The organism is Geobacillus jurassicus NBRC 107829 (genome assembly GCF_001544315.1).
GTDB lineage: Bacteria > Bacillota > Bacilli > Bacillales > Anoxybacillaceae > Geobacillus > Geobacillus jurassicus.
This window is the reverse complement of sequence record NZ_BCQG01000011.1, coordinates 1-17,170: the sequence shown is the minus strand read 5'-3', so window position 1 is coordinate 17,170 and position 17,170 is coordinate 1. Positions and strand designations below refer to the sequence as shown.

Below are 17,170 nucleotides of genomic sequence, written 5' to 3'. Positions count from 1 at the left end.
TTACAGCCGGTTTTTGGCGCGGAACAAAAGCAGGAGGCGGCGCAGCTTGTCTCTCTTTCCGCCGGCAAATCCATCCCGCCGTCCGCAAAGGCGCTATTGAATCGGTTGCTTGTTCGGCGTTCCCGGTTTGCGCGGGTATTGGTTCGGTGTTTTTTTCGTCTTGCGGATGAAAATGATCGTCCGTCCGCCTTCATCAAACGGCAGCGTGAACGTTTCCGCTGCCGCCACTTCGCCGCCGAGCACGCTGATTGCTTTTCGCCCCTCTTTCAGCTCTTCGGGCGCCGAAGCAGCTTTCATCGCAATGAATGTGCCGCCCACTTTCACCATCGGAAGGCAAAGTTCGGCAAGCACCGGCATGCGCGCCACCGCCCTGGCCATGACGACGTCAAACGATTCGCGCATCCCCTTTTGACGGGCGAACGTCTCGGCGCGGTCATGGTAAAGCGCCACGTCCGCAAGCCCGAGCTCGGCAGTGAGATGCTCTAAAAAACGAATGCGTTTTTGCAGGGAATCGACGATCGAAACGCGCAAATGCGGAAAACATATTTTCAGCGGAATGCTCGGAAATCCCGCCCCGGCGCCCACATCGCAAAGCGCAAGCGGCGCGGAAAAATCGTAGTAAAACGCCGGGGAGACCGAGTCGAAAAAGTGCTTCACATAAACGCCGGGCTTGTCCGTAATGGCGGTCAAATTCATCTTCTCGTTCCACTCAACGAGCAGTTCGTAATAGCGCTCAAACTGCGAAAGCGCCCGGGAAGAGAGGGGGATCCCCCTCTCTTCGAGCATGGCTTGAAATTGTGTCGCCTCCATAAGCCAATCCTTTCCCTCATTGTTTATTCATTCGACACACGCGCAATTCTTCCTTGTTCCAAATACACTAATAATATTGAAATATCGGCCGGATTGACGCCGGAAATGCGCGACGCTTGGGCGATCGAGAGCGGGCGCACTTGTTTCAGCTTTTGCCGAGCCTCGGTCGCCAACCCTTGAATGGCGTCGTAATCGATGTCTTCCGGAATTTTTTTGTTTTCCATTTTTTTGAGCCGTTCAACTTCTTGGAGCGATTTTTGGATGTAGCCCTCGTATTTGATTTGAATTTCGATTTGTTCAGCCACTTCCGGAGCAATCTCTTCGTCAGCCGGCACCAGTTTTCGGATGTGCTCGTACGTCATCTCCGGGCGCCGGAGCAAATCGGCCGCACGGATGCCGTCTTTCAATTCGCTTCCGCCTGCTTCGCGGATGACTTCCTGCACCTGGGGCGTCGGTTTGATGATCACCGTTTGCAGCCGCTTTTTCTCCCGTTCGATCGCTTCTTTTTTCGCCAAAAACTTTTGATACCGCTCCTCGGAAATCAAGCCGATCCGGTAGCCGAGCTCGGTCAGGCGCAAATCGGCGTTGTCATGGCGAAGCAAAAGCCGGTACTCAGCGCGCGATGTCAACAGACGATACGGCTCATTCGTCCCTTTTGTCACCAAGTCGTCGATCAAAACGCCGATGTAAGCATCTGAACGGCTTAAAATGATTTCTTCGCGGCCGAGCGCCCGGTGGGCGGCGTTAATGCCGGCCATGATGCCTTGGCCCGCCGCTTCCTCATAGCCGGATGTGCCGTTGATTTGCCCCGCCGTATACAAGTTTTTCACGAGCTTCGTTTCCAACGTCGGCCATAGCTGCGTCGGCACGATCGCATCGTACTCGATCGCGTAGCCGGCCCGCATGAGCTGCGCTTTCTCAAGCCCTGGAATCGTCTCAAGCAGCTTGCGTTGGATATGTTCCGGCAAGCTTGTTGACAGCCCTTGTACGTACACTTCCTCTGTTTCCCGCCCCTCCGGCTCGAGGAAAATTTGATGGCGCGGCTTGTCGTGAAACCGGACGACTTTATCCTCAATGGACGGGCAATAGCGCGGCCCGGTTCCTTTGATCATGCCGGAGTACATCGGCGACAAGTGCAAGTTTTCGTCGATGATGCGGTGCGTTTCCTCCGTCGTGTACGTCAACCAGCACGGCAGCTGGTCGGTGATGTATGTCGTCGTCTCGTACGAAAACGCCCGCGGCTCCTCGTCACCCGGCTGGATCTCGGTTTTGCTGTAGTCGATCGTCCGACTGTTGACGCGCGGCGGCGTGCCCGTTTTGAAGCGAACAAGCTCAAACCCGAGCTCTTCTAAATGCTCGGACAGCTTAATCGACGGCTGCTGGTTGTTCGGGCCGCTCGAATATTTAATGTCGCCGATGATGATTTCCCCGCGCAAAAATGTCCCGGTCGTAATGACGACCGCTTTGGCGTAATAATGCGCCCCTGTATGGGTGATGACGCCTTTGCAGACGCCGTCTTCAACAATGAGCCGCTCGACTTTCCCTTGTAAAAGCGTCAAGTTTTCCTGTCTTTCAAGCGTTTTTTTCATTTCCCGCTGATACAGCACTTTATCGGCTTGCGCCCGGAGCGCGCGGACGGCCGGCCCTTTGCCGGTGTTTAACATTCGCATTTGGATGTATGTTTTGTCAATGTTTTTCGCCATTTCCCCGCCGAGGGCGTCGATTTCACGCACGACGATTCCTTTCGCCGGGCCGCCGATCGACGGGTTGCACGGCATGAATGCGATCATATCGAGGTTGAGCGTAATGACAAGCGTTTTTGCACCGATGCGGGCAGAAGCGAGCGCTGCTTCACAGCCGGCATGACCGGCGCCGACGACGATGACGTCATACGTTCCTCCATGGTAATCCATACGGCATTTCCTCCTCGTTTATTTTCCTAAACAAAACTGAGCAAACAGTTGGTCAATCAAGCTCTCGTGGACGGTATCGCCAATGATCTCGCCAAGCAGCTCCCACGCACGGCGCAAATCGATTTGGACGAGATCGATCGGCACGCCGGCGTCAATGCCGGCCAAGGCATCTTCGATCGCTTGTTTCGCCTGCTCAAGCAAGGCGATATGGCGAGAGTTGGAAACATACGTCAAATCGCCAGCTTCCAGCTCACCGCCAAAAAACAGGTCAGCAATCGCTTTTTCCAGTTCATCAATTCCTTGCTCATGCAACAGTGACGTCGCCACAATCGGACGGCCGCCCGCCAGCTCTTTCACCCGGCCCATATCGATCCGTTGCGGCAAGTCGGTTTTATTGACAATGACGATGGCGTCCATTCCTTCGATCATGGCAAACAGCCGCTCATCCTCCTCGGTCAGCGGCTCGTGATAGTTCAAGACGAGCAAAATGAAATCGGCCCGCTTCAACATTTGCCGCGAGCGCTCAACGCCGATCCGTTCAACGACGTCCTCCGTTTCACGGATGCCAGCCGTGTCGATCAAGCGGAGCGGCACGCCGCGGACGTTGACATATTCCTCGATCACGTCGCGTGTCGTCCCTGGAATGTCGGTGACGATCGCCCGGTTTTCATGGGCGAGCGCATTCAAAAGCGACGATTTGCCGACGTTCGGCCGCCCGATGATGACCGTCGCCAAGCCTTCGCGCAATATTTTTCCTTGCGCGGCGGTCAACAGCAGCTTTTCAATTTGTCCGCGCACGTATTCCGCCTTTTCCCGCAACAGGCGCGGCGTCATTTCTTCCACGTCGTCGTATTCTGGATAATCGATGTTGACCTCCACGTGCGCGAGCGTCTCCAAAATCGTCTGCCGCAATTCGCGAATCAATTTCGACAGGCGCCCTTCCATTTGCTGAAGGGCGACGTTCATTGCCCGATCCGTTTTGGCGCGGATCAAATCGATGACCGCCTCCGCTTGAGACAGATCGATGCGCCCGTTTAAAAACGCCCGCTTCGTAAATTCTCCGGGCTCGGCGAGCCGAGCTCCGTTCGCCAGCACGAGCTGCAGCACCCGATTGACAGAAACAAACCCGCCGTGGCAGTTGATCTCGACCACATCTTCACGCGTGAACGTTTTCGGTGCGCGCATGACCGACACCATCACTTCTTCGACGATCCGCCCGCTTTTTGGATCAATGATATGCCCGTAATGAATTGTATGCGATGGGACGTCTCTGAGCCGCTTTCCGCTCGGACTGCGAAAAATCCGATCGGCAATCTCAACCGCCTCATCGCCGCTCAGCCGAACAATGGCGATCGCCCCTTCCCCCATTGGCGTGGAAATGGCGGCGATCGTATCAAATTCCGTCAAAGCCGTTCACCTCTCTTTTCACTGTTTTGTCTATATCCACAGCCCGCTTCAGCTGCTTATTCCCTTGTGCATGTTCACTTAGTTCAATTTTAACTTATCCACATGTGAATAACAATATGGTGCACTCAGCACGGTTGTTGAAAAATGCAAGCAACATCTGCCGAGCCGTAAAAAGTTAGCAGCAATCAGTGATTTCTTCACCATCGCCCGGCCGTATACGCAAAAAAGGCTGCTGCGTTCTTTCCCCATTTGAAAAAGCTCTCGCTGGAGCGTTCTCTCCATTCAACCGCCAATCTTCCAAGCCGCGGGAAAGCATAAAAAAACCGCCTCTGCCCAATTTAGCGAGGCGCCTCTCTTTTCGACGATATTTGGCCTGTTTTCGGAGCGACGATGATCGAACGGTGCGGATCAACGCCGACGGAATACGTCAAGACATGTTTATTGCCAGCCAGCGCCGCATGAATGATCTTCCGCTCATGCGCCGGCAGCGGCTCCAACCTCACTTCTTTTCCCGTCTTCACCGCCCGGGCGGCCAGCTTGTGCGCCAGTTCGATCAGCACTTTTTCTCTCCGTTCGCGATAGTTTTCGACATCGACGACAATCGACACGTATTCGTCCGCATGGCGGTTGGCGACGAGCTGCGCCAAAAACTGAAGAGCGTTCAACGTTTGCCCGTGCTTGCCGATCAGTAGACCGACCAGCCCCCCGTGCACCTGAAGCGTCACCTGCTTGCCGCGGCGGACGGCTTCGATGCTTGCCCCTTCCGCCCCCATTTGCGCGATGACTTGTTGCAAAAAGCGAACCGTCTCCTCAACCGGGTCGATTTTCAACACCGCTTTCACGACCGCCGGCCGGTTGCCAAACAAGCCAAACCAGCCTCTTTTCCCTTCGTCAAGCACAACGATGTCCGCACGTTCCCGGGGCGCGCCAAGCTGCGCGAGCGCCAACTGCACCGCCTCTTCGACTGTTTGGGCAGCCGCAATCACTTCTTTCACTTTTTCGCTCCCCCTGAATGGGCGGCAATCTCCGGCCCTTTAATGAGATACGTTTGCACAATGGAGAAAATATTTCCGACGACCCAATAAAGCGACAAAGCAGCCGGGAAGTTGATGGCGAAAATGACGATCATAATCGGCATCATCCAAAGCATCATCGCCATTTGTGGATTTTGCTGAGCAGAGCCGGCCATCATGATTTTCTGCTGAATGAATGTCGTTATGCCGGCAATGACCGGCAAAATGTAGTATGGGTCTTTTTCGCCAAGGTCAAACCATAAAAAGTTATGTTGGGCAATTTCCCTCGTGCGCATAATGGCATGGTAAAAGCCAATTAAAATTGGCATTTGGATCAAAATCGGGAAGCAGCCGGCCATTGGGTTGACGCCGTGTTTTTGGAACAAGAGCATCATCTCTTGCTGGAGCTTTTGCTGGGTTTGGGCATCTTTTGAGCTGTATTTTTTGCGCAGCGCTTCGATTTCCGGCTGAAGCGCTTGCATGGCCTTTGCGTTGCGCGTCTGTTGGATCATCAGCGGCAAAATCAACAGGCGGATGAAAATGGTGACGACAATGATCGACAGCCCAAAGCTTCCGCCAAGCAGCCCGGCGACATATTTGATCAGCCAAGAAAGCGGATAAACGATGTACTCGTTCCAAAACCCCTTGCTTTCCGGAGTGATTGGTTTATGAATTTCCGTGCATCCGGCCAGCACGGCCGCCAGCGCGCCAAGCAAAACGATCAATCCGATTTGCCTTTTCACCTTCTTTTTTCCTCCCGCATATACAAGTTCACGTATGTATTTTACCATCTTTTTTCGCCGCGTGGAGCATTTTTTCAAGCCGAATGCGGCGGCTGCCCCCCTTTTTTCAGCCCCCCGGCTTTCCGGAGTACATGGATTAAACTTTTTTTCACTTCCGCATAGTTCATCTCCGCTGCCGGTTGCCTAGCAATCACAACATAATCTTTTCCTGGGGTGATGTCCTCTTTCAATTCGAGAAAGCATTGGCGGATATATCGCTTGATTCGGTTTCGAACGACCGCCTTGCCGAGCTTTTTGCTGACGGACAGCCCGATGCGGAAATAAGGCTGCTCCGGGCGGTCGAGCGTATAGACGACAAATTGGCGGTTGGCCGTTGAAGCGCCCCGCTGGAACACTTCCTGAAACTCCTCATTTTTCTTGATCCGATACTTTTTTTTCATTCTCCTGAAACACTCCATTCGCCTAGTTTCCCGGCGGCAAAATATTGAGAAAAAAGACCACTGAAACTTCAGTGGCCTATTATGCAGACAATACTTTTCTTCCTTTGCGACGGCGGCGCGCCAACACTTTTCTTCCGTTTCTCGTGCTCATGCGCGCACGGAATCCGTGCACTTTGCTCCGTTTCCGTCTATTCGGTTGATACGTCCGTTTCATCTATGACACCTCCCTAGGGAATAACAGTTACGGGCAGTCTTTCTCATTATATTGAACAATCTTAGCTACTGTCAACCGCCTCTTCGTTTTTCCAGCTTTGATCGATGACGTGGATAATCTCTCCTTCCCCCATCAACAATCCACAACATTTATCGACAACTTTTTCACATATCCAACGGTGTGGATAACGATTTTTTGCACAACCTGTCCGTTATGTGGATAATCAAAAAATCCCGTTGCAACAAGACGTTTTATTTGCTATTATTATTGTGTTTTCACTATGGATAAATGTGTGGATAAAAAAAGATACCCACATTCTGTGGATAGGTTGTGGATATATTTTTTCACAGCATGTTTATAACATTGTCCACAGATGGTGGATTTTGTCGAAAAGCCGCTTTTTTTCCTTAAATATATTTTTCCACAAACTTCATTTTTTAAAACAAACGATCATCCTCTGACTTAAGGGAGGGGCAACGGGTGGAAAATATCCATGACTTATGGGGTCGCGTGCTCGCGGAGATCGAACGAAAAATCAGCAAGCCGAGCTTTGAAACTTGGCTCAAGTCAACGAAAGCCCACTCTTTACGAGGTGACACGCTCGTCATCGTAGCCCCGAACGAGTTTGCTAGAGATTGGCTTGATACCCGCTACTCCCATTTGATTGCGGAAACGATCTACGCCATCACCGGCGAAGAATTGGCTGTCAAGTTTATCATTCCGCCAAATCAGGATGATGAAGAACTGGAGTTCCAGTCATCCAAGAAAAAGCAACGGAAACCGTATGAAGAGGCGAACGATTTCCCTCAAAGCATGTTAAATCCGAAATACACGTTCGATACATTTGTCATTGGCTCTGGCAACCGGTTCGCCCACGCTGCTTCATTAGCGGTCGCTGAGGCCCCGGCCAAAGCGTACAACCCCTTGTTTATCTACGGCGGCGTCGGACTGGGAAAAACGCACTTAATGCACGCAATCGGCCATTACGTGATTGAACATAACCCATCGGCGAAAGTGGTCTATTTATCTTCCGAAAAATTTACGAATGAGTTTATTAACGCCATCCGCGACAACCGCCCTGACGACTTTCGCAACAAGTACCGGAACGTCGACGTTCTACTGATCGATGATATTCAGTTTTTGGCCGGAAAAGAACAAACGCAAGAGGAGTTTTTCCATACGTTCAATACGTTGCACGAAGAAAGCAAACAAATCGTCATCTCAAGCGACCGGCCGCCGAAGGAAATTCCAACGCTTGAAGACCGCTTGCGCTCACGCTTTGAGTGGGGGCTCATCACCGATATTACGCCGCCTGATTTGGAAACGCGGATCGCCATCTTGCGCAAGAAGGCGAAGGCGGAAGGATTCGACATCCCGAACGAAGTGATGCTTTACATCGCCAATCAAATCGACTCGAACATCCGTGAGCTTGAAGGCGCCCTCATCCGCGTCGTCGCCTATTCATCGCTCATCAACAAAGAGATCACCGCTGACTTGGCAGCGGAGGCGTTGAAAGACATCATCCCGAGCGCAAAGCCGAAAGTAATCACGATTCAAGACATTCAACGCGTCGTTGGGCAGTATTTCAACATCAAAATGGAAGATTTCAAAGCGAAAAAACGAACAAAATCGGTCGCGTTTCCGCGGCAAATTGCCATGTATCTCTCTCGTGAACTGACTGACTGTTCGTTGCCAAAAATCGGTGATGAATTTGGCGGACGCGATCATACGACCGTCATCCACGCCCATGAAAAAATATCGAAACTTTTGCAAACTGACACGCAGCTGCAAAGACATATCCAGGAGATTCAAGAAAAGCTGAAGCAACTGTGAACAACGGCGGCGGCTTTATGCACAGCTTATCCACATGTGGACAGGCTGTGCTTGCTTCGCTTTTTTTGTTTATCCACATACTAACAAGCCATACGACTAGTACTACGGTTTTTGTTTTTATATTTTTATAATTTATTTCCTAAAGGATCAAAGAAACGGGGAGGAACAGGAACGTGAATATTTCCATTGACCGCGAAGCGCTGGCGAAAAGCGTTCAAGATGTAATGAAAGCTGTATCAACAAGAACAACGATCCCGATTTTGACAGGAATCAAATTGACCGCGACCGCTTTAGGAGTGACACTGACAGGAAGCGATTCTGACATCTCGATCGAATCGTTCATTCCGCTTGAAAAAGAAGGGAAACTGCTCGTCGATGTGAAAAAACCAGGAAGCATTGTGCTGCAGGCGCGCTTTTTCGCTGAAATCGTGAAAAAACTGCCGCAGCAGACGGTGGAAATCGAAACGGAAGACAACTTTCTGACAATCATCCGCTCGGGTCATTCAGAATTTCGCCTTAATGGGCTAAACGCTGACGAATATCCGCGTCTGCCGCAAATTGAGGAAGAAAATATGTTTCAAATTCCTGCAGACTTGTTGAAAGCCGTAATTCGGCAAACGGTGTTCGCCGTTTCTACATCGGAAACGCGCCCGATCTTGACAGGTGTCAACTGGAAAGTTGAACATGGCGAACTTGTCTGCACAGCGACCGACAGCCATCGCTTGGCGATGCGCAAAGTAAAAATCGAGTCGGAACGCGACGTGTCATACAACGTCGTCATCCCAGGAAAAAGCCTGAATGAACTGAGCAAAATTTTGGATGACGACAACCGCCCGGTTGAGATCGTTATGACGGCCAATCAAGTGTTGTTTAAGGCTGAGCATCTCCTCTTTTTCTCGCGGCTGCTTGACGGAAACTATCCGGAAACGGCCCGCTTAATTCCAACCGACAGCAAAACAACTATGATCGTCAATGCAAAAGAGTTTTTGCAGGCGATTGACCGAGCGTCCTTGCTCGCGCGGGAAGGAAGAAACAATGTCGTGAAACTGACGACGCTTCCTGGAGGGATGCTTGAAATTTCCTCGATTTCTCCGGAGATTGGGAAAGTGACGGAGCAACTGCAAACGGAATCACTCGAAGGCGAGGAATTAAACATTTCCTTCAGCGCCAAATACATGATGGACGCGCTGCGGGCGCTCGACGGCACAGACATTCAAATCAGCTTTACTGGAGCGATGCGGCCGTTCTTGCTGCGTCCGCTTCATACCGACTCAATGCTCCAGCTTATTTTGCCGGTGAGAACGTATTGATCTACCACCCTCCCTGTTGGCCAAAAAAGAGCTGATCTGAAGAAGGAAAGCCGTTCCGCTGCTTTTTTCTATGTCCGATGAGAAGGTGGGCAACGTCTCTGCCTATCCCTCCCATCGGCTTTCTTTGCGAATGAGCCGATTTTTCGGTAAAATAAAGAAATAGGCAGTTTGTAAGGAAAGTGAGCGATGAACGGATGGTGCAACAAGTGACGATCACAACAGAAACCATTACACTGGGGCAGCTTTTGAAACTCGTGCGCTTGATCGATACCGGCGGTGCGGCCAAATGGTTTTTGCAAGAACATCACGTGCTGGTCAATGGAGAGCGGGAAAATCGGCGTGGGCGAAAGCTGAGAGACGGCGACCGGGTCGACATTGAATCGTTCGGCACGTTTGTCGTCGTGAAGGCGGAGTAGGTGAAAGTTAGGTGTTTTTAACCAGCTTAACGTTGACGAATTATCGCAATTACGAGCATGAAACGTTACATTTTGACGAAGGCGTAAACGTCATTTTAGGGGAAAACGCCCAAGGAAAAACGAACATGATGGAGGCCATCTACGTTTTGGCCATGGCAAAGTCGCACCGCACGTCCAATGATAAAGACCTTATCCGTTGGAACGAAGAGTATGCTAAAATAGAGGGAAGAGCGGAAAAGCGGAGCGGATCATTAGCGCTTGAGCTGTTGATCTCGAAAAAAGGAAAAAAAGCAAAGTGCAACCACATCGAACAACAGCGGCTCAGCCAATACGTCGGTCATTTAAACGTTGTCATGTTCGCTCCCGAAGATTTGAACTTAGTCAAGGGAAGCCCGCAAGTGCGACGCCGGTTTGTCGACATGGAAATCGGGCAAGTATCGCCTGTGTATATACATGATTTAAGCCAATACCAAAAGTTGCTGCAACAGCGCAACCATTACTTAAAAATGATGCAGGCGCGTGAGCGGAGCGACGAAGCAGTGCTTGACGTGTTAACGGAACAGCTCGTGTTGCTGGCGGCCAAAATTACACTGCGGCGCCGCCAGTTTTTGTCGCTGCTTGAGCAATGGGCGGCGCCGATCCACTATGAAATCAGCCGCGGCGCCGAACAGCTTCACATCCGATACGAACCGTCGGTCGACGTATCAGAAAGGGCAGAATTGTCGAGAATAGTAGAAGCATACAACGAAACGTTCGCCGATATGAGGGAGCGGGAAATTCAGCGAGGGACGACGCTGATCGGTCCTCATCGCGATGATATCGCATTTTTCGTAAACGGAAAAAACGTACAAACGTTCGGTTCCCAAGGACAGCAGCGCACGACGGCGCTGGCGGTCAAACTGGCGGAGCTTGAGCTCATCTTTTCCGAGTTAGGCGATTACCCCGTTTTATTGCTTGATGATGTGTTGTCGGAACTTGATGACTTTCGGCAAACCCACCTCCTTGATGCCATCCGAAAGAAAGTACAAACGTTTGTCACAACAACAAGCATCGACGGCATTAAACACGACATCATTCAAGAAGCGGCCATTTATCGAGTCCGTTCCGGTTCGGTAACCGCCCCTTCTTGACCGCGCAATATTGAACGTTTGCAAAGAAAGCGTAGGTGATCAGACATGACAATGGAACAACGGGTTGAGCAGACGTACGATGCAAGCCAAATTCAAGTGCTTGAAGGCCTTGAAGCGGTCCGCAAGCGCCCGGGGATGTATATCGGTTCAACGGGGCCGAAAGGGTTGCACCATCTCGTTTGGGAAATCGTCGACAACAGCATTGACGAGGCGTTGGCGGGCTATTGCACAAACATTGATGTAACAATCGGCAAAGACAACAGCATCACCGTCGCCGACAATGGACGCGGCATCCCGGTTGACATTCATGAAGCGACCGGGCGCCCCGCCGTCGAAGTCATTATGACTGTCCTGCATGCCGGCGGGAAATTCGGCGGAGGGGGCTATAAAGTGTCCGGTGGATTGCATGGCGTTGGCGCTTCGGTCGTCAACGCCTTATCGGAATGGCTCGAAGTGTACGTCTATCGAGATGGAAAAATTCATTACCAGCGATACGAGCGCGGGGAGCCGTGCACCGATTTGCAAGTCATTGGCGAGACAGATCGGACCGGGACGACGACTCGCTTTAAGCCGGATCCGGAAATTTTCACCGAGACGACCGAATTCGACTATGAAACGCTGGCCACTCGGCTGCGTGAGCTCGCCTTTTTAAACCGCGGGCTGAAAATTACGCTGACGGACGAACGGGTTGATAACCGAAAAAACGAATATGTTTATGAAGGCGGCATTCGTTCGTACGTCCGTCATTTGAACCGGACGAGGGAAGTGCTGCACGAGGAGCCGATTTATATCGCTGGCGAGCGCGACGGCATTGCTGTAGAAATTGCCTTGCAGTACAACGACGGCTATACGAGCAACATTTATTCGTTCGTCAATAACATCCATACGCACGAAGGCGGCACGCACGAATCCGGTTTTAAAATGGCGCTGACACGCATCATCAACGACTATGCCCGCAAACAGCAAATTTTCAAAGACAACGATGCCAACTTGACCGGCGAAGATGTGCGCGAAGGGCTGACGGCCATCGTATCGATCAAGCATCCATCGCCGCAGTTTGAGGGACAGACAAAAACAAAGCTTGGCAACAGCGATGCGCGCACGGTGACCGATGCCGTCTTTTCCGAACAGTTCGAAACGTTTTTGCTTGAACATCCAACCATTGCCCGGAAAATTGTCGAAAAAGGAATGATGGCGGCTCGAGCGCGATTGGCAGCGAAAAAAGCGCGCGAACTGACGCGGCGCAAAAGTGCGCTTGAAATTTCCAATTTGCCGGGAAAACTAGCCGACTGCTCATCGAGAGACCCGTCCATCAGCGAACTGTACATCGTTGAGGGCGATTCGGCCGGCGGTTCGGCAAAACAAGGGCGTGACCGCCATTTTCAAGCGATTTTGCCATTGCGCGGGAAAATTCTCAATGTAGAAAAAGCAAGACTGGACAAAATTTTGTCCAACAACGAAGTGCGGGCGATCATTACCGCTCTTGGCACCGGCATTGGCGAAGATTTCGATATTTCCAAAGCACGTTACCATAAAATCATCATCATGACGGATGCGGACGTCGACGGCGCTCACATCCGCACGCTTCTTTTGACGTTCTTTTACCGCTACATGCGCGAATTCATCGAGCATGGCTACGTGTACATTGCCCAGCCGCCGCTATATAAAATTGAGCAGGGGAAACAAGTGCGCTATGCATACAACGATCGCCAGCTCGAAAAAATTCTCGCTGAGCTTCCAGATCAGCCGAAGCCGACCATTCAGCGCTACAAAGGGTTGGGAGAAATGAACCCAGAGCAGCTTTGGGAAACGACGATGAATCCGGAAAAGAGAACGTTGCTCCAAGTCAGTTTGCAAGATGCCATTGAAGCGGATGAAACGTTTGAAATTTTAATGGGTGATAAAGTCGAGCCGCGCCGCCAATTCATCGAGGAAAACGCCCGTTACGTGAAAAACTTGGATATTTAGGCTGAAAAGAGAGGGAAGCACGCCCTCCCCGCTTCACTTTGCCGACGGGGCTACCCGGCGCGCGAGCGAAGCGGCGCCCGCCATCCATCTGCGTCCGCCTGGCCGGGCCGGACTGGAGGAGGTTTCAAAGGGAGGTTTGAACGAATGGCAGAACAAGAACAACCGCGCATCCGAGAAGTCAACATCAGCCAAGAAATGCGTTCTTCGTTTCTTGACTATGCGATGAGCGTCATCGTTTCGCGCGCCCTGCCGGACGTGCGCGACGGGTTGAAACCGGTGCACCGTCGCATTTTATACGCTATGCACGACCTCGGCATGACCGCCGATAAACCATATAAAAAGTCGGCCCGCATCGTCGGTGAAGTGATCGGGAAATACCATCCGCATGGGGATGCTGCTGTATATGACACCATGGTGCGCATGGCCCAAGATTTCAACTACCGCTATATGCTCGTTGACGGACATGGCAACTTCGGCTCGATCGACGGCGACGCGGCGGCGGCCATGCGTTACACGGAAGCGCGCATGTCGAAAATGGCTATGGAGCTTTTGCGCGACATTAACAAAGACACGATTGATTACCAAGACAACTATGACGGATCGGAAAAAGAACCGGTCGTGTTGCCGTCCCGGTTTCCAAACTTGCTTGTCAACGGTTCATCCGGCATCGCTGTCGGGATGGCGACGAACATTCCGCCGCATCAGCTTGGCGAAGTGATTGACGCCTTGCTCGCGCTCAGCCAAAATCCAGAGATGACGGTCGCTGATTTGATGGAATACATCCCAGGCCCTGACTTTCCAACCGCCGGACAAATTATTGGCCGCAGCGGCATCCGCAAGGCGTACGAAACGGGCCGCGGCTCGATTACATTGCGCGCCAAAGCGGAAATTGAACGGCAACCGAACGGCAAAGAAACGATCATTGTGAGCGAGCTTCCTTACCAAGTGAATAAAGCGAAACTGATCGAGCGGATCGCCGAACTCGTGCGCGAGAAAAAAATTGACGGCATCACTGATTTGCGCGACGAGTCGGACCGGAACGGCATGCGCATCGTCATTGAAGTGCGGCGCGATGCCAACGCGAAAGTTGTGTTGAACAATTTGTACAAACATACGGCGTTGCAAACGAGTTTTGGCATCAACATGCTCGCTTTGGTGAACGGCGAGCCGAAAGTGCTGAACTTAAAAGAATGTTTGGAGCATTATTTGAACCATCAAAAGACGGTCATCCGCCGCCGGACGGCGTTTGAGCTGAAAAAAGCCGAGGCGCGCGCCCACATCTTGGAAGGGTTGCGCATTGCCCTGGACCATTTGGATGAAGTGATCGACCTCATCCGCCGCTCACAAACGACGGAGGCGGCGCGCGAAGGGCTGATGGCGCGATTTTCGCTCAGCGAACGGCAAGCGCAGGCGATTTTGGACATGCGCCTGCAACGGTTGACCGGCCTTGAGCGGGAAAAAATCGAACAAGAATATCAAGACCTTGTCCGTTTGATCGCAGAACTGAAAGGTGTATTGGCTGACGAAGAGAAAGTATTGCAAATCATCCGCGACGAACTGAGCGAAATTAAGGAGCGATTCAACGATGAACGGCGCACAGAAATCGTTTCTGGAGCCGTCGAGCAGTTCGATGACGAGGATTTAATTCCGCACGAGCATGTCGTCATCACGCTCACCCATAAAGGCTACATCAAGCGTCTGCCTTTATCAACGTACCGAAGTCAGAAGCGCGGCGGCCGGGGCGTGCAAGGCATGCATACGTCAGAAGACGATTTCGTCGAACATTTGCTTGTTACGTCGACGCATGACACGGTGCTGTTTTTCACGAACAAAGGAAAAGTATATCAGGCAAAAGGCTATGAGATCCCGGAATTCGGCCGCACAGCCAAAGGGTTGCCGATCATCAATTTGCTCGAGCTCGATAAAGATGAATGGATCAACGCCATCATCCCGATTGAAAGCGAGTTTAGCGATGAACGCTACCTCGTGTTTGCGACAAAACAAGGAATTGCCAAACGCTCTCCGCTTTCGGCGTTCGCCCATATTCGCAACAACGGGCTCATCGCCATTCATTTGCGCGAGGGGGATGAACTGATTTCCGTCCGGCTGACGGATGGCAAAAAGCATTTGATCATCGGCACGAAAAACGGCATGCTCATTCGATTCCCGGAAACCGACGTCCGGGCGATGGGACGGAGCGCGACGGGAGTCAAAGCGATCACGCTTGGTGACGGGGATGAAGTGGTCGGCATGGAAATTTTAGAAGACGATCACGATGTGCTTGTCGTTACGAAAAAAGGCTTCGGCAAGCGCACCCCGGCTTCGGAGTACCGCGTGCAAAGCCGCGGCGGCAAAGGATTGAAAACATGCAACGTCACGGATCGAAACGGTTCTGTCGTCGCAGTGACAACCGTCGTCGGCAATGAAGACCTCATGGTGATCACAACCGGCGGCGTGCTCATCCGCATTGCCATCAGCGATATTTCCCGAACAGGAAGAATCGCCCAAGGCGTAAAACTCATCCGCCTTTCGAGCGAGGATGGGCACGAGTGCGTCGCTACGGTGGCGAAAGTGCCTGAAGAGGAGAAAGAAGAACAAGAAGGAGATCATTCAGCTTAGGCGGAAACGACGCTTCGCTTACGTGTGCACATGCGCGGGGCGTCGTTTTTCTGTTTCGAAAGCACTGCCATCGTAGAAAAAATCATGTATGATAAAAATATGACGAAAAAGACAAGGGGGATCAACCGATGGTCCGCGTGAAACGCTCCCAGCTTCGCGAAGGATGCGTGCTCGCTGAAGATGTGCTCGGCAAGACGAAACGCCCGATTATACCGAAAAACACAGTAATCACGAAAACGTTGCTTCTCGTTATGGAAAAATTTCTCGTTGAAGAAGTGGACGTTGAACCGTTGCTCGCTAACGGCGAACCGTTTCCTGTCGCTGATTCCGCATCAACGGCGGCCGCCAAACAGCCGATGGCCTCCTACTTAGAAGCAGTCGAACAATACAAAACATGGTTCCAATCATGGCAAGCCGGTTTGCCGGTTGATATCGGCGAAATCAGAGGGATCATGATCCCGCTTTTTGAACAAATGGCGGGCCAAAAACAGGAGCTGCTTATGCTGCATCATTACGCAACTAAGGGTGACTATTTGCACCACCATGCTGTCAGCGTCGGGCTGCTCGCTGGTTTTTTAGCTATGCAGCTTGGGTACAGTGCAGGAGAATGCTATCAAATCGTCCTTGCTGGTGTGTTAGCGGACTGCGGCATGGCGAAAATAAGCCGACAAATTTCAGCGAAACCGTCGGCGCTTACTGAAGCCGAGTTCAATGAAGTAAAGCAACATCCGGTCTTCAGCTATCGCATGGTGCAGAAAATCGCCGCGCTAAACCATGGGGCAAAGCTCGCCGTATTGCAGCATCATGAGCGAAATGACGGCAGCGGCTACCCACTCGGAGTAAAAGCGGAAAAAATTCACCCTTACAGTCAGCTGATCGCCGTCGCCGATGTTTACCATGCCATGACTTCTGAACGGTTATATCGCCGCAAACAATCGCCATTTCGGGCCATTGAAACGATGCAGCGGGAGCAGTTTGGTAAACTGAATGCTGAAGCTGTCGCTGCGTTAGTAAATGGTCTCATTGGTTTGCAATCAGGAGCCATCGTCAAACTTTCCAACGGTGAAATGGCTGAAGTGATGTTTATTCCTTCGGACGAGCCAGCCCGGCCAATCGTCAAGATCATCGAAACCGGACAGTTGCTTTCACTAAGCGCTCAGAGGGACATCTATATCGAGGAAATGGTGCAAGATTGATCTATTGCCTAAACAACATCGATGTGATACAATGAGCATTGCTTGTGACGACAACGAAACAAAAAAGTTGTTGACTTTTCGTTATCCACGCGTTACTATTTAATAGCTGTCATCATTAAACGACAGCGAAAAAGTTCCTTGAAAACTAAACAAAACGC

General features: G+C 51.6%; 14 protein-coding genes. 7 read left to right on the top strand and 7 right to left on the bottom strand.

What is annotated here, in order from left to right:
* Positions 1 to 93: 93 nt before the first annotated feature.
* The 7 genes from rsmG to rpmH form a co-directional block, all read right to left on the bottom strand.
* On the bottom strand, positions 94 to 810 hold the full coding sequence (gene rsmG, locus GJ1_RS04285) for a 16S rRNA (guanine(527)-N(7))-methyltransferase RsmG (protein ID WP_066228941.1): 717 nt from the start codon (positions 808 to 810) through the stop codon (positions 94 to 96).
* Between the two features lie 23 nt (positions 811 to 833).
* Complete coding sequence (gene mnmG, locus GJ1_RS04280) at positions 834 to 2,723, bottom strand: tRNA uridine-5-carboxymethylaminomethyl(34) synthesis enzyme MnmG (RefSeq protein ID WP_066228938.1); 1,890 nt, start codon at positions 2,721 to 2,723, stop codon at positions 834 to 836.
* An 18-nt stretch (positions 2,724 to 2,741) separates the two neighbouring features.
* Positions 2,742 to 4,130 carry a tRNA uridine-5-carboxymethylaminomethyl(34) synthesis GTPase MnmE gene (gene mnmE / locus GJ1_RS04275; protein WP_083509937.1) on the bottom strand — a complete coding sequence of 463 codons (1,389 nt, stop codon included), beginning with the start codon at positions 4,128 to 4,130 and terminating at the stop codon, positions 2,742 to 2,744.
* Positions 4,131 to 4,468: 338 nt separating this feature from the next.
* Positions 4,469 to 5,125 (bottom strand): RNA-binding cell elongation regulator Jag/EloR, encoded by a 657-nt coding sequence (gene jag / locus GJ1_RS04270; RefSeq protein WP_066228935.1) that lies wholly within the window; start codon positions 5,123 to 5,125, stop codon positions 4,469 to 4,471.
* Positions 5,122 to 5,886: a YidC family membrane integrase SpoIIIJ gene (gene spoIIIJ, locus GJ1_RS04265; RefSeq protein WP_066229070.1), complete on the bottom strand. Its 765-nt coding sequence runs from the start codon at positions 5,884 to 5,886 to the stop codon at positions 5,122 to 5,124. Before spoIIIJ ends, jag begins: the two co-directional genes overlap by 4 nt.
* A 74-nt stretch (positions 5,887 to 5,960) precedes the next feature.
* Positions 5,961 to 6,326, bottom strand: a complete 366-nt coding sequence (gene rnpA, locus GJ1_RS04260; protein WP_066228933.1) for a ribonuclease P protein component — start codon at positions 6,324 to 6,326, stop codon at positions 5,961 to 5,963.
* 79 nt (positions 6,327 to 6,405) lie between these two features.
* Positions 6,406 to 6,540 (bottom strand): 50S ribosomal protein L34, encoded by a 135-nt coding sequence (rpmH, locus tag GJ1_RS04255; protein WP_003253900.1) that lies wholly within the window; start codon positions 6,538 to 6,540, stop codon positions 6,406 to 6,408.
* A gap of 480 nt (positions 6,541 to 7,020) precedes the next feature.
* Between rpmH and dnaA the strand changes: the two genes are divergently transcribed.
* From dnaA to GJ1_RS04220, 7 genes are all read left to right on the top strand, one after another.
* A complete protein-coding gene (gene dnaA / locus GJ1_RS04250) occupies positions 7,021 to 8,373 on the top strand; it encodes a chromosomal replication initiator protein DnaA (RefSeq protein WP_066228930.1) in 1,353 nt (450 codons plus the stop codon).
* Between the two features lie 173 nt (positions 8,374 to 8,546).
* On the top strand, positions 8,547 to 9,683 hold the full coding sequence (gene dnaN, locus GJ1_RS04245) for a DNA polymerase III subunit beta (protein ID WP_066228928.1): 1,137 nt from the start codon (positions 8,547 to 8,549) through the stop codon (positions 9,681 to 9,683).
* 194 nt (positions 9,684 to 9,877) lie between these two features.
* Positions 9,878 to 10,099 (top strand): S4 domain-containing protein YaaA, encoded by a 222-nt coding sequence (yaaA, locus tag GJ1_RS04240; RefSeq protein WP_066228925.1) that lies wholly within the window; start codon positions 9,878 to 9,880, stop codon positions 10,097 to 10,099.
* A gap of 11 nt (positions 10,100 to 10,110) precedes the next feature.
* Entirely contained in the window at positions 10,111 to 11,229 is a 1,119-nt protein-coding gene (gene recF, locus GJ1_RS04235; RefSeq protein ID WP_066228922.1) for a DNA replication/repair protein RecF, read from the top strand.
* Between the two features lie 45 nt (positions 11,230 to 11,274).
* A complete protein-coding gene (gyrB, locus tag GJ1_RS04230) occupies positions 11,275 to 13,197 on the top strand; it encodes a DNA topoisomerase (ATP-hydrolyzing) subunit B (protein ID WP_066228919.1) in 1,923 nt (640 codons plus the stop codon).
* Positions 13,198 to 13,341: 144 nt separating this feature from the next.
* Positions 13,342 to 15,816, top strand: a complete 2,475-nt coding sequence (gene gyrA / locus GJ1_RS04225) for a DNA gyrase subunit A (protein WP_066228917.1) — start codon at positions 13,342 to 13,344, stop codon at positions 15,814 to 15,816.
* Positions 15,817 to 15,944: 128 nt separating this feature from the next.
* Positions 15,945 to 17,012, top strand: a complete 1,068-nt coding sequence (locus tag GJ1_RS04220; protein WP_066228915.1) for an HD-GYP domain-containing protein — start codon at positions 15,945 to 15,947, stop codon at positions 17,010 to 17,012.
* Positions 17,013 to 17,170: the final 158 nt, after the last annotated feature.

Coding starts and splice junctions, on each gene's coding strand:
- mnmG (WP_066228938.1), bottom strand. CDS start 2,723: ATGGATTACCATGGAGGAACGTATGACGTCATCGTCGTCGGCGCCGGT.
- GJ1_RS04220 (WP_066228915.1), top strand. CDS start 15,945: ATGGTCCGCGTGAAACGCTCCCAGCTTCGCGAAGGATGCGTGCTCGCT.
- rnpA (WP_066228933.1), bottom strand. CDS start 6,326: ATGAAAAAAAAGTATCGGATCAAGAAAAATGAGGAGTTTCAGGAAGTG.
- gyrA (WP_066228917.1), top strand. CDS start 13,342: ATGGCAGAACAAGAACAACCGCGCATCCGAGAAGTCAACATCAGCCAA.
- rsmG (WP_066228941.1), bottom strand. CDS start 810: ATGGAGGCGACACAATTTCAAGCCATGCTCGAAGAGAGGGGGATCCCC.
- yaaA (WP_066228925.1), top strand. CDS start 9,878: ATGGTGCAACAAGTGACGATCACAACAGAAACCATTACACTGGGGCAG.
- gyrB (WP_066228919.1), top strand. CDS start 11,275: ATGACAATGGAACAACGGGTTGAGCAGACGTACGATGCAAGCCAAATT.
- rpmH (WP_003253900.1), bottom strand. CDS start 6,540: ATGAAACGGACGTATCAACCGAATAGACGGAAACGGAGCAAAGTGCAC.